At 60.5% G+C, this 12,863-nt stretch carries 12 protein-coding genes; 6 read left to right on the plus strand and 6 right to left on the minus strand.

Annotated elements, in window-relative coordinates; translation table 11 throughout:
- Nucleotides 1–56: 56 nt before the first annotated feature.
- From HGT1_RS11520 to HGT1_RS11540, 5 genes are all read right to left on the minus strand, one after another.
- Nucleotides 57–1,433: a TRAP transporter large permease gene (locus HGT1_RS11520; RefSeq protein WP_176250081.1), complete on the minus strand. Its 1,377-nt coding sequence runs from the start codon at nt 1,431–1,433 to the stop codon at nt 57–59.
- 4 nt (nt 1,434–1,437) lie between these two features.
- Nucleotides 1,438–2,118, minus strand: a complete 681-nt coding sequence (locus HGT1_RS11525; protein ID WP_176250082.1) for a TRAP transporter small permease — start codon at nt 2,116–2,118, stop codon at nt 1,438–1,440.
- Nucleotides 2,119–2,223: 105 nt separating this feature from the next.
- Complete coding sequence (locus HGT1_RS11530) at nt 2,224–3,225, minus strand: DctP family TRAP transporter solute-binding subunit (protein WP_176250083.1); 1,002 nt, start codon at nt 3,223–3,225, stop codon at nt 2,224–2,226.
- A 247-nt stretch (nt 3,226–3,472) separates the two neighbouring features.
- Nucleotides 3,473–4,702: a sigma-54 dependent transcriptional regulator gene (locus HGT1_RS11535; RefSeq protein ID WP_176250084.1), complete on the minus strand. Its 1,230-nt coding sequence runs from the start codon at nt 4,700–4,702 to the stop codon at nt 3,473–3,475.
- Nucleotides 4,699–6,453 (minus strand): ATP-binding protein, encoded by a 1,755-nt coding sequence (locus tag HGT1_RS11540; protein ID WP_176250085.1) that lies wholly within the window; start codon nt 6,451–6,453, stop codon nt 4,699–4,701. Before HGT1_RS11540 ends, HGT1_RS11535 begins: the two co-directional genes overlap by 4 nt.
- Before the next feature lie 60 nt (nt 6,454–6,513).
- On the opposite strand from HGT1_RS11540, the gene HGT1_RS11545 reads away from it, so the two are divergent.
- Nucleotides 6,514–7,695, plus strand: coding sequence for a cytochrome P450 (locus HGT1_RS11545; RefSeq protein WP_176250086.1), 1,182 nt, complete (start codon nt 6,514–6,516; stop codon nt 7,693–7,695).
- 7 nt (nt 7,696–7,702) lie between these two features.
- Here the strand turns inward: HGT1_RS11545 and HGT1_RS11550 are convergent, their stop codons facing one another.
- Nucleotides 7,703–8,164, minus strand: coding sequence for an Lrp/AsnC family transcriptional regulator (locus HGT1_RS11550; protein ID WP_176250087.1), 462 nt, complete (start codon nt 8,162–8,164; stop codon nt 7,703–7,705).
- Between the two features lie 139 nt (nt 8,165–8,303).
- On the opposite strand from HGT1_RS11550, the gene cysG reads away from it, so the two are divergent.
- From cysG to HGT1_RS11575, 5 genes are read left to right on the plus strand one after another with little or no spacing between them, the layout of a single operon-like run.
- A complete protein-coding gene (gene cysG / locus HGT1_RS11555; protein WP_176250088.1) occupies nt 8,304–9,698 on the plus strand; it encodes a siroheme synthase CysG in 1,395 nt (464 codons plus the stop codon).
- Entirely contained in the window at nt 9,698–9,991 is a 294-nt protein-coding gene (locus HGT1_RS11560; RefSeq protein ID WP_176250089.1) for a DUF2849 domain-containing protein, read from the plus strand. Before cysG ends, HGT1_RS11560 begins: the two co-directional genes overlap by 1 nt.
- Nucleotides 9,991–11,655 carry a nitrite/sulfite reductase gene (locus tag HGT1_RS11565; RefSeq protein WP_176250090.1) on the plus strand — a complete coding sequence of 555 codons (1,665 nt, stop codon included), beginning with the start codon at nt 9,991–9,993 and terminating at the stop codon, nt 11,653–11,655. The genes HGT1_RS11560 and HGT1_RS11565 overlap by 1 nt, the downstream gene beginning before the upstream one ends.
- Nucleotides 11,645–12,430: a phosphoadenylyl-sulfate reductase gene (locus HGT1_RS11570; protein WP_176250091.1), complete on the plus strand. Its 786-nt coding sequence runs from the start codon at nt 11,645–11,647 to the stop codon at nt 12,428–12,430. Before HGT1_RS11565 ends, HGT1_RS11570 begins: the two co-directional genes overlap by 11 nt.
- Nucleotides 12,427–12,828: a DUF934 domain-containing protein gene (locus HGT1_RS11575; protein WP_176250092.1), complete on the plus strand. Its 402-nt coding sequence runs from the start codon at nt 12,427–12,429 to the stop codon at nt 12,826–12,828. Before HGT1_RS11570 ends, HGT1_RS11575 begins: the two co-directional genes overlap by 4 nt.
- The last annotated feature ends 35 nt before the right edge of the window (nt 12,829–12,863 follow it).

Below are 12,863 nucleotides of genomic sequence, written 5' to 3' on the forward strand. Positions count from 1 at the left end.
AGGGCGGCACGTCGATCTGACATGCCGCCCTTTTTCTGTTTTCAATCCGCTGCTTGCTAGCGGACCAGAACCTCTGGCCCCATCATCAACGTCGGCAACCAGGTCGAAATGATCGGGATGTAGGTGATCATGATCAGGAACACGAACAGGACGGCGGTAAAGGGCAGTGCTGCCTTGACCACATTCATCATCGGCATGTTCGCCACGCCCGAGGTCACGAAGAGGTTCAGACCAACGGGGGGGGTAATCATCCCGATTTCCATGTTCACAACCATGATGATGCCCAGATGGATCGGGTCGATGCCCAGCTCCATCGCGATGGGGAACACCAGCGGTGCAACGATGATCAACAGGCCCGACGGCTCCATGAACTGGCCGCCGATCAACAAGATCACGTTGACGATGATCAGGAACATGATCGGTCCAAAGCCCGCGCTCAGCATCGCGGCCGAGATCTGCTGCGGGATTTGTTCGTCGGTCAGAACATGTTTCAGGATCAGCGCGTTGGCGATTATGAACATCAGCGTGACGGTCAGTTTGCCGGCCTCGAACAGGGTATCGCGAACATCGCGGTGAAAGAACACAGTGACCAGCGCCAGCGGTTTGCGCAGCAGTGACGTATTGCTGCCCTCGCCTTTGGTGTGCAACGGCCCCATGTCGCGATAGACGAAACAGGCGATAAAGAACGCATAGACAGCGGCCACAGCGGCGGCTTCGGTGGGGGTAAAGATACCGCCATAGATGCCGCCCAGAATGATCACGATCAGCATCAGGCCCCAGCCCGCTTCACGCCCCGAGGCAAAGACTTCGCCCCAGCCGCGCCATTCACCCTGTGGCAGTTTCTTGACCCGCGCCATGATGTAGATCGTCAGCATCAGCATGAAGCCAGCCATCAAGCCGGGGATCACACCCGCCAGGAACATACGGCCCACGGATACATCTGTGGCCGATGCATAGACAACCATCACGATGGAGGGTGGGATCAGGATGCCCAAGGTGCCCGCGTTGGCGATCACGCCTGCCGCGAATTCCTTGGTATAGCCGGTTTCACGCATACCTGCGATCACGATGGACCCGATGGCAACCACGGTGGCGGGCGACGACCCGGACAGGGCCGCAAACATCATACAGGCGAAAACACCCGCAATCGCCAGACCGCCCGGGAAATGCCCGACCAGCGCGATGGAGAACCGGATGATCCGTTTCGCCACCCCCCCGGTCGACATGAAGGACGAGGCCAGCACGAAGAACGGGATCGCCAGCAGGGTATAGTGCCCCGCCATCGCCTGAAAGAAGGTCTGCGCAATCGACGCCAGCGACGAATCCGACAGCACCAGCAGGAATATGATGGATGAAAAGCCGAGGCTGACAGCGATGGGCAAACCCAGCAGCATCAAGCCGACAATCATCAGAAATAGAATGAGGACTTCCATCCGGTTAATCTCCCGCGTTCATATGTTTGACGGCCTCGATATCGTCCTCGGCCTCGTGGCTGACGATCAGGCTGGTTGAGACTCCGGTGAAAATCCGCACGCCCGCCTGAATAAAACGGAACAGCAGCAACGCCATGCCCAAGGGCAGCATCGCATAGGGGATAAAACGCGGCAGTTTTTCATAGGCTTCGCCCTGGTTCATCGACGCCTCGATAAAGCGCAGCCAGTCGGGCATCGGCATATCGACGGTCGAATACCACGCCTGATCGCGGCTGTTTTCAAACCCGGTGGGGAACCAGCGGCCCGATGTGGCATCAAGCCCCGCAAACGGTGCCCAGTAATCCCATGCGCCTTTCAGCAACAGCATCGCGTAGAAGATGCAGACGACCGAAGCGATCAAGGCCAGCACGCGGCGTACAGGGGATGAGAACAGGTTGATAACGGCGTCGACACCCAGATGGCCTGTGACTTTCACCGCATAGCTCATTCCGAAAAGAACCAGCCAGGCGAATAGAAAGGTCACCGCTTCGAGGCCCCAGATCAGGCCGGTGTTGAAACCGTAGCGCAAGACGACGTTGATGAAGGTGATGATCGTCATCAGGCCCAAGATCACGGCAATCGCCGTTTCCTCGAACTCGTGCACGATCCGGCCCAAGGCCGATGTGGGTTGATATCCAGATGACATGAAAAACTCCGCTGAAATGCAGAAAGCTGGCAGGTGTGCAGGGTGCCCTGGCGGCCAGATGAAAAAATGCCCCGCCCATTACAGGCGGGACATTCATTTAAACGTTTAGTGTTTTGCGTTGATCGCTTGGGCAGCGTCGATGTTTTCCTGGCCAACATCTGCCTGGAACTCGGACCAAACCGGCATCATCGCATCAACCCAGACCTGGCGTGCATCTGCGTCCAGCTCGATGATGGTCGAACCGGCATCCAGAACCGCCTGGCGTGCGTTGCTGTCGACTTCGCCCACGGCCGCGTTACGCGCTACGGTGACTTCTTCCAGAATTGTGGCAAGCTGTGTGCGCACGTCGTCTGGCAGGCCGTTCCACCAATCGGTCGATGTCACGACCATATAGTCGATGATACCGTGGTTGGTTTCGGTGATACCGTCCTGAACTTCAAAGAACTTCTGGCCGTAGATGTTGGACCAGGTGTTTTCCTGACCGTCCACAACGCCGGTTTGCAGCGCGCCATATACTTCGGAGAACGCCATTGGCTGCGGGGAAACGCCGATCGCTTCCATCTGTGCCTTGATCACGTCAGATGCCTGAACGCGGAATTTCAGACCGTTTGCATCGGATGGTGTGTTCAGTGGCTTGTTGGCAGACATCTGCTTCATGCCGTTGTGCCAGAATTGCAGACCGGACAGACCGCGACGCTCCATCGAGGCTTTCATCGCCTGACCTGTTTCGGAGTTCTGGAACTCGTCCACCGCTTCGATGTTCTTGAACATGAACGGAAGGTCGAAGATGCGGAATTGCTTGGTGAACTGTTCGAATTTGGACAGCGAAGGTGCGGCCAGTTGAACATCGCCTTGCAGCATGGCTTCGAGAACCTGATCATCGTTGTACAATGTCGAGTTCGGGAACACTTCCATGCAGGCTTTGCCGTTCATCTCTGTGTTTACGCGCTCGGCAAGCAGGGTGGCAGCGATGCCTTTTGGGTGCTTGTCGGTGTTTGTCACGTGGCTGAACTTGATCAGGATTTCGCCGTCGTCACATGCGGCAGATACGGCACCTGCGCTCACGGAAAGGGTCAGCGCAACTGCGGCTGTTGTCAGGAATTTCATGTGGTGTCTCCTCCCAGAGAACTGATTTTAGGGTCTCGGCAATCGGGTGACCGACTGCGATGGAAAGAGTAGAACGCCAAACCGCGACCCGTACAAGCCTGTCGAGGCGGCCAGATTTTCAACCAGGAAAGCGCAATGTTTTTCGCCGCTTAGCGGATTTTCGCCGATTGGCCGGCAGAATGGCGATCTGGCGATGTGCGAAAAGCCGCACGGTGCTTTTGGCGGTTGTGCGGAAAACCGCACAAACTCAGGTGCGGTAATCCTCGGCGCGAATCCCGTAGCGTGTCAGCTTGTCATAGAATGTCTTGCGCGGCAGTTTCAGCGTCAGGGCCGCGGCACTGGCCTGCCCCCCCGCCCGCTTGAGCGCGGCCCGCAGCAGCGACTGTTCGACCTGCGCCATCTGTTCGGCCAGTCCCAGTTCCGCATCCGGTGCCGTATCCTCGGCCACCCCCATGACAAACCGCATCGCCGCCGACATCAGGGCGCGCGCATTGCCCGGCCAGTCCTGCGCCATCAGATCCGCAATCACCTGAGGCGAGATCGGCGGGACGGCAAGGCCGGATTGTTCCGCCGCCTGATCCACATAGCGCCGGAACAGGATCGGAATATCCTCGGGCCGCTCTGCCAGTGACGGTATCCGCACCGGCATCACCTCAAGCCGGTAGTACAGATCGGCGTGAAACCGTCCCTCGCCGACCAACGCGGACAAATCATGGGTGCTGCCCGCGATCAGCCGCATCTCGGTCCCGCCTTCCAGCGCTTCGATCAGGGTCAACTGGGTCTGCGCGGGCAATTGTGTCACCTCGTCCAGAAACAGACTGCCACCCGCCGCTGTGGCAAGCGCATCGGTCAGATCGGCAGGGGCCAGCCCGCCCCCTGCACGTTTGACAAACGGGGCTTTTGAGCGCGCGGAAGACAGGTGAATGACCTCGGCGATCTTGGAAATGCCCGATCCATAGGGGCCGATCACCAGCACCTCGGCATCGGTGGCGGCGGCACGGCGCACCTTGCCCCGCAAGGTTTCCGCAAGGGTCGAGCTGCCAAAGATCAGCCGCGCTGCCGGATCGCCGCTTTCGACCATTTGCAGCAGACGCCGGTTTTCCAACACCAGCATCCGGGTTTTCAACGCCCGCTCGATCACCGCCAGCAGGGCGACGGGCGCACAGGGTTTTTCCAGAAAATCAAAGGCCCCCGCCTCCATCGCGCGCACGGCCATGGGAATGTCACCTTCGCCGGTCAGCAAGATCACCGGCAGATCGGGGTCTTTATCCTGCGCGTAATCGAGCAAATGAAACCCGTCGCGCCCCGGCATCCGCATGTCTGACAGGATAATGCCGTCAAACGAAGCGGTAATCCGGTCTTTTGCCGCGACAAAAGACCCCGCCACGATGACGTCGATATCGGCCAGTTCCAGCGTCTGCGCCAAGGCCTCGCGGACATGGGAATCATCATCAACCAGCAAAACGGTTCTGCTCATGCCGCATCCTCGATCATGTCTGCACGTTCAAGCCGCACAGAAAACATTGCCCCGCCTTCGTCAAGGTTCCTGCCGCGAATTTGCCCGCCAAAGCTTTGCACGATGCCATAGCTGATCGACAGGCCAAGCCCCATGCCGCTGCTGCCGCCAACAGATTTAGTGGTATAGAACGGGTCGAACATCTTGTCCGGCATCTCTATGCCCGGACCGGTGTCGCGAAACTGCACCGACACGGCGTCGTCCAGCTCGATCCGGATCGTCAATTTGCGGGTCTGTGCCCCCGTCATGGCGTCTGCCGCGTTGGTTATCAGGTTCACAAACACCTGACCAAGCCGTACCTCGCCGCCGCGCACCCACACCGGATTTTCAGGCGCGCGATATTCAAGCGACACATCCGCCTTGGCCAGATAGGTTTCGGTCAGCTCAATCGCACTGGCAATGACCCGCGTCACGTCCACTTGGGTTTGGGGCACGCTTTCTTGTCGCGCAAAGGCCCGCAGGTTCTGGATGATCCGCGCCATACGCTCGGCCATCTGCGAAATCCGCGACAGGTTTTCGGCCACGCGCTCGGGCTTGTCACGGGCCATAAACTGACCTGCGTTTTCCGCAAATGACCGGATCGCCATCAACGGCTGGTTCAGCTCGTGGCTGATCCCCGCCGACATCTGCCCCAAAGCCGACAGCTTGCCCGCCTGCACCAGATCGGCCTGCGCCCGCTTGAGCGCCGCCTGCGCCTCTTCGCGCTCTGCCGCCTCGCGGCGCAATTCGGTGTTGCTGGCGTTCAACGCAGCGGTGCGTTTGGCGACCCGCCGTTCCAGCCGTGCATTTGCCTGCGACAGGGCGCGGCGGCGTTCGGTGGCCAGAAACAACAACGCCCCGAAGGCCAGACACAAAGCAGCCACTGCGGCTGCCTGCGACGCCGCCAAGCGCCGCGCCGGGGCCACATCAAGCAACACCTCGCCAATGAAACCCACAACCGGCAAGGGCATGGTCAGATGCAGCGCTTCATCCGGGAGATACGGCCCCCACCCCATTTTCCAGATTTCATGGCCCTTGATCCACCCGGCCTCGAACGCCGGAACGGAACCGTCAGGGGGGATCAGGCCCGGTTTGCCCGCGGGGCGCTGCCAAAACAGCATTTCCGACCGGTTCGCGATCTGCACGACGCCATCCTCATCGGTGAAAAACGCAGCCGGATTACTGCCGCGCCAGTCATAGTCGATGCCGTTCAGGTCGGTCGTTACCACCACCGCGCCTTTGACCAGACCCGCATCGTCAAACACCGGTGCCGCATGAAAATAAGCGCGATCGGTCAGCGGCAGACTGGGCCCATGCCCCCAGCCAAGCGCCCCGCGCAATGCACGGCGCACAAAGGGCTGGTCGCGCAAGACCTCTCCGGGGGGGCTTTGCGGGGATGCCATAACCCGCCCGTTGGCATCGACCACACGCACATCAAGTGCTGCCGATTTATCCGCCACATCCTGCAGGAAATCACGTGCAGCGCCGGGCAGTTTATCGGCCAAAACATCGTTGACCTGAGGGTGATCTGCCAGAAACACCGCCAGATCGCGATAGCGTTGCAATTGCCCGACCAGACGGTCACTGGCGAGCGACAAATCGGCCCGCCCCCGTGCGCTGAGCTGGTCCAGCCCTTGCCAATAGGCATAGCGCCAGACCCCCGCAGACAGGGCCGCAACAATTGTCAAAAATATCAGCCATGTCGCAAAGCGGCGACCAAATCCGGTGTTCATCTTGGTAATTTGGCACAGACACGCTTGCAAAGACCAGAGGGCGCAGTATTCCTGCGGATCATGAAAACCTTTCGCCAATCCCCGCAAGACCCTGATTTCGTGCAAAATCCCTATGCCGCCTATGCCCGCGCCCGCAGCGAAGGCCCGGTGGTGTATTGGGAAGACTATAACATGCTGGCCGCTTTTGATGCCGCCACGGTTCAGGCGTTGCTGCGCGACAGACGGTTGGGGCGTGAAATTCCTGCCGATCAACGCCAACCCGTCCCTGCGCATCTGGCCGATTTTCACGCGGTCGACCAGCATTCGATGCTGGAGCTTGAGCCCCCCACACACACCCGTTTACGCGGCCTTGTGCTGCGCGCCTTTACCTCGCGCCGGATTGCCGGACTGGCCCCCGAAATCGAAGCGGTCGCCGCGCAATTGCTGGCCGATCTGCCCCAAGGGCCGTTTGATCTGATCCCCGCCTTTTGCACGCAACTGCCCGTGCGCATCATCGCGCGGCTGTTGGGCGTACCCGAAGCCATGTGGCCCGATCTTTTGCGCTGGTCCAATGCGATGGTCGCGATCTATCAGGTCGGCCGCACCCGCGCTGTCGAAGACGCCGCCAATCAGGCCGCCGCAGATTTCAGCGATTTCCTGCGCGGCTATGTCGACCAGCGCCGTCACGACCCGCGCGATGATCTGATCACCCAGTTGATCGCCGCCGAGGAAGCAGGCGAAAAGCTCAGCACCGACGCGCTGATCGGCACCTGCATCTTGCTGCTGAATGCGGGCCACGAGGCGACCGTCCATGCGCTTGGCAACGGGGTCGCCTGCGCGCTGACCCATCAAACGCCGCTGGCGGCGTTTCAGACCGATACCATCGCCGCCACGACCGAAGAAATCCTGCGCTATGACCCGCCGCTGCATGTGTTCGAACGCTTTGCCTACGAAGACATCGACCTAGGCGGCATCCCCTTGGAAAAAGGCAAGAAAATCGCGTTGGTGCTGGGGGCTGCGGGGCGTGATCCTGCGGTCTATCCCGACCCTGACCGCTTTGATCCCGCGCGGCCCGTGAAGCCCCATGCGGCCTTTGGCGGGGGCCTGCATTTCTGCGTCGGTGCCCCGCTGGCACGGCTTGAAATGCAGATTGGCCTGCGCGCGTTGTTCGACCACGCGCCACAGTTGCGCCTGACCGAACCGCCGCGCTATGCAGACAGCTATCATTTCCACAAACTTGAACGTTTGATGGTAGAAATTTAGCCGCGCGTTACAGCGGCAGCATCGTCGTGGACTTAATCTGCTCCATCGACAAAAGCGCTGTGACGTTATGCACCCGCACCTCTGAAATCAGCGCCTGATAAAACGCGTCATAGGCCCGCGCGTTTTTGACCCGCACCTTGAGGATATAGTCGATATCGCCCGCCAGACGGTGTGCTTCCTGCACCTCGGGGCGGTCTTGCAGCGCCTTGAGGAATTTCGCCTGCCAGTCGGCTTCATGCTCTGATGTGCGGATCAGGACAAAGAAACACGCCTCAAAGCCCAAGGCCTCCGCATCCAGCACGACAGTGTGCTGCCCGATCACACCTGCCTCGCGTAATTTGCGAATCCGGTTCCAGACAGGCGTCTTGGAAGACCCGACTTCACGGGCAATATCGTCCAAAGACTGGCTCGCATCCCGTTGAAGCTGCGCCAAAATCTTCCGATCTACCTCGTCTATACGAACGTCCATTCTGCCTATCCTTTGGTTTGTGGTCTTCTGTTCTGATTGGCTGATGAAATAGAACGTATGTTCTTATGTGTCCAGACATCTAGCGCCATATCGGAATTATTTCCTATATATACCGCAAGCCAAGCGCAAGGACAGTACCATGGATCATTTCCCAATCTTCCTATCGACCAAGGGGCAACGCATTGTGTTGTCAGGCGGCGGCGAGGCCGCGCTGGCCAAGCTGCGCCTGTTGATGAAGTCCCAGGCCAAGATCAGCGTTTATGCCGCCGACCCTGCGCCCGAGTTGGTGCAATGGGCAGAGGCTGGCCGCATCACGTTGCACAAACGCGCGCTGCGCCTTGGCGATGTTCTGTGCGCGAAACTGTTCTATGCCGCCGACGAAGACGCGATAGAAGACGCCCGCACCGCCGCCATCGCGCGGGCCGAGGGCGCGTTGGTGAACATCGTCGACAACCTGCACGACAGCGCCTTTATCACCCCCGCCATTGTTGACCGTGACCCCGTCACCATCGCCATCGGCACCGAAGGGGCGGCCCCTGTGCTGGCCCGCGCGATCAAGGCCGATCTTGAGGAACGCCTTCCTGCGACGCTGGGCACGCTGGCGCGCATCGGCAAAGGGTTTCGCAAGATGGCAGATGCCCTGCCCTTTGGCCGCCCCCGCCGCGACTTCTGGCGCGACTATTACTTTAATGCGGGCCCCCGTGCCGTGGCTGATGGCGAAGCGGCTGTGACCGGAACGCTTGATACCCTGCTGGCCGACCACCTGACCCGTGCTGCCCGCCCCGGCCATATCGCCTTTGTCGGCGGTGGCCCCGGTGATCCGGAATTGCTGACGCTCAAAGCCCGCCGCGCCTTGGACGAGGCCGATGTCGTTATCTACGACCGACTGATCAGCCCCGAAATCCTCGAACTCGCCCGCCGCGAGGCGCTGATGATCGACGTCGGCAAGGAGGGCTTTGGCCCCTCCACATCGCAGGAAACCATCAATGATCTGCTGGTGGAACATGCCCAAAACGGCGCGCAAGTTGTGCGTTTGAAATCCGGCGATGCCACCGTGTTTGGCCGTCTTGACGAAGAAATCGACGCAGTTGATGCACATAACATCGGCTGGCACATCGTGCCCGGTATCACATCAGCCTCGGCTGCCGTCGCCGCCATCGGGCAAAGCCTGACCAAACGCAACCGCAACGCATCCGTCCGGTTCCTGACCGGCCACGACATGAAAGGCTTTGCCGATCACGACTGGGCCACTTTGGCGCGCCCGGGCGAAGTCGCTGCGATCTATATGGGCAAAAAATCCGCCCGCTTTATCCAGGGTCGCCTGATCATGCACGGTGCCGACCGCACCACGCCCGTCACCGTCATCGAAAACGCCTCGCGGCCCGAGCAACGCATTCTGGAAACCACGCTGGGCCGCTTGCCCGTCGATCTGACAGACGCGGACATGAACGGCCCCGCGCTCACATTCTACGGCCTTGCCCCGCGCGCGGCGGCACTGGCCTCAACGGAAATCCTGCAAGAGGAGATGGCATAATGGCCAAGCCCTTCACCCCCAAAGTTGTCACCGCAAACGCCCTGCTTGAAGGCGACGTGATCTATCAAACCGCCACCGGCTGGACCCGCGATCTGGCCCATGCCGAGTTGCTGACCGACGAGGCCGATGCCGATCTGCGCATGATCGATGCCAGCCAGCAGACCGGTCTGGTCGTCGGCGTCTATCTGGCCGATGTCGATGCCAGCGCCGCCCCCAAGCCCGTGCATTTCCGCGAAGCGTTCCGCGCGAAAGGCCCGTCAAACTATGCCCACGGCAAACAGGAGGCCCTGTAATGTACAGCTATACCGAATTCGACGATGCCTTTCTGGCCGAACGCAACGCGCAATTCCGCGCACAGGTTGAACGCCGCATTGACGGATCGTTGACCGAGGATGAATTCAAGCCGCTGCGCCTGATGAACGGTCTCTATCTGCAACTGCACGCCTATATGCTGCGCGTGGCGATCCCCTACGGCACGCTGAACGGCGCACAGATGCGCAAGCTGGCCGATATCGCGGATAAATGGGACAAGGGCTATGGCCACTTCACCACGCGCCAGAACATCCAGTACAACTGGCCGCAACTGCGCGATGTGCCCGACATGCTGGATGCGCTGGCCGAAGTGAACATGCACGCGATCCAGACCTCCGGCAACACCATCCGCAACGTGACTGCGGACCACTTTGCCGGTGCCGCCGCAGACGAGGTCGCGGACCCGCGCCCCGTGGCCGAACTGATCCGCCAATGGTCTACCGATCACCCCGAATTCCAGTTCCTGCCGCGCAAATTCAAGGTCGCCGTGTCAGGCGCGCCCCATGACCGTGCCGTGATCAAAGCGCATGATATCGGGCTGCAGATCGTCGAACAGAACGGCGTGCTCGGCTTTCAGGTGATCGTCGGCGGTGGCCTTGGCCGCACCCCGATGATCGGCAAGGTGCTCTATGATTTCGTCGCCTCCGAAGACCTGCTGCCCACCCTCGAAGCCGTGGTTTCGGTCTATAACCTGCTGGGCCGCCGCGATAATAAATACAAAGCCCGGATCAAGATCACCGTCCATGAAAATGGCATCGACGACATCCGCGCCCGCGTCGACGCACGCTATGCGCTGATCCGCCCGCAGTTTACCGGCGTCGACCAGCAGATGCTTGCGCGGATCGAGGCGGATTTCGCCAAACCGACCTTCAAGACCGCCCCACTGGACGCTTATACCCAAGCCTATGACAGCGATCCGGTCTTCCGCAGCTGGGCCGATACGAACCTGTCAGACCACCACGCGCCGGGCTATGCCATCGTGTCGATCAGCCTCAAGGCCCATGGTGCCACCCCCGGCGATGCCTCCTCGCACCAGATGCATGTGATGGCCGATCTTGCCGCGCAATACGGCCATGACGAACTGCGCATCAGCCACGAGCAGAACGTGATCCTGCCCCATGTACACCGCAATGATCTGCCGGCCCTGCACGCCGCGCTGAAAGACGCCAAACTCGCCACCGCCAACATCGGCCTGATCAGCGATATCATCGCCTGCCCCGGCATGGATTACTGCGCGCTGGCCACAGCCCGTTCGATCCCCATCGCCCAGGAAATCGCGACCCGCTTTGACGCACTCAAGCTGGAACACGAAATCGGCCCGCTCAAGATCAAGATCTCGGGCTGCATCAATGCTTGTGGTCACCACCACGTGGGCCATATCGGCATCCTCGGCCTCGACCGTGCGGGCGTCGAAAACTACCAGATCACTCTTGGTGGCGACGGCACCCAAGACGCAACCCTTGGCGAACGCGCCGGTCCCGGATTCTCGGCTGACCAGATCATTCCCGCCATCGAACGTCTGGTCCTCGGCTATTTGGATTTGCGCAGCGACCCTGCGGAAACCTTCCTGCAAACCTACCGCCGTCTCGGGTTGGCCCCTTTCAAGGCCGCCCTTTATCCGGAAGCCCGTGCCAATGCCGCGTGACACCCTTGTTCCAAATGGACAAAAAATCCTCCCCGAAGGGCCGGATCGCGTCGCGCAGCTGACCGCCAAAGTTGGTGTGCTGAACGACAGCATGCGCCATCACAGCGCCACAGACGTGCTGCGCGCGGCGATTGAAAACGTGCCAAAGCTCGCTCTGGTCTCCAGCTTTGGCGCGGAATCGGTGGCCTTGCTGCATGTGGCGGCCATGGTGAAACGCGACTTGCCGGTCGTGTTCATCGACACCGAGATGCTGTTCGCAGAAACCCTCGTCTACCAGCAAGAGCTGGCGGAACGGTTGGGCCTGCGCAACATCCAGACCATCCGGGCCGCCGATATCGCCGAGAAAGACCCCGACGGCACCTTGCATCTGCGCGATACGGATGCCTGCTGTGCGTTTCGCAAGACGGTGCCTTTGCAATCCGCCCTCAAGGAATATGACGGCTGGATCACGGGGCGCAAACGGTTCCAGTCGGGCACCCGCGCGTCTCTGCCGTTTTTCGAGGTCGAAACCCCGCCAAACGCGCCGGCCCGGATCAAGGTGAACCCGCTGGCCCATTGGCAGGCCTCGGACGTGTCCGACTACATTGACGAAAACCGCCTGCCGCGACACCCGCTGGTCGCCCAAGGCTATCCCAGCATCGGCTGCGCGCCCTGCACATCAAAGGTAAAGCCGGGCGAAGACCCCCGGGCAGGGCGTTGGCGCAACACAGAAAAAGAAGAATGCGGCATCCATTTTGTCGACGGTAAAATGGTGCGGATAGGAGCAAAGACATGACACAACTGGTAACCGATCACGGCTTTATCACAGACGACTGGGCAGCCGGTTTCACCGCGTTGGGATGCGCCAATGATGCGACCTCGCTTGATGTGCCGTCCGACGCCCGTCCCGAAGACATCCAGATCAGCTCAAGCTTGCAAATGGTGCGGATCGATTTCCCCAGCTCGGCGGACGGGCGCGGCTTTACGATCGCGCGGAACCTGCGGTTGCGCGGCTATACCGGACGGCTGCGCGCCCGTGGTCATGTCTTGGCCGATCAATATGCGATGGCGCGCCGCGCCGGATTTGACGAGGTCGAGATCCCCGATGATCTGGCCGCGCGTCAGCCGCAGGATCAGTGGCTGGCCCGTGCCAATTGGCGCGACCATGACTATCAGTCGCGGCTGCGCAGCTAAGACCGGCCTTTTCCCTCCCCCCCACTTGCCCCTAT

The organism is Sulfitobacter sp. HGT1 (genome assembly GCF_013282155.1).
In the GTDB taxonomy this organism is placed as follows: Bacteria; Pseudomonadota; Alphaproteobacteria; order Rhodobacterales; family Rhodobacteraceae; genus Sulfitobacter.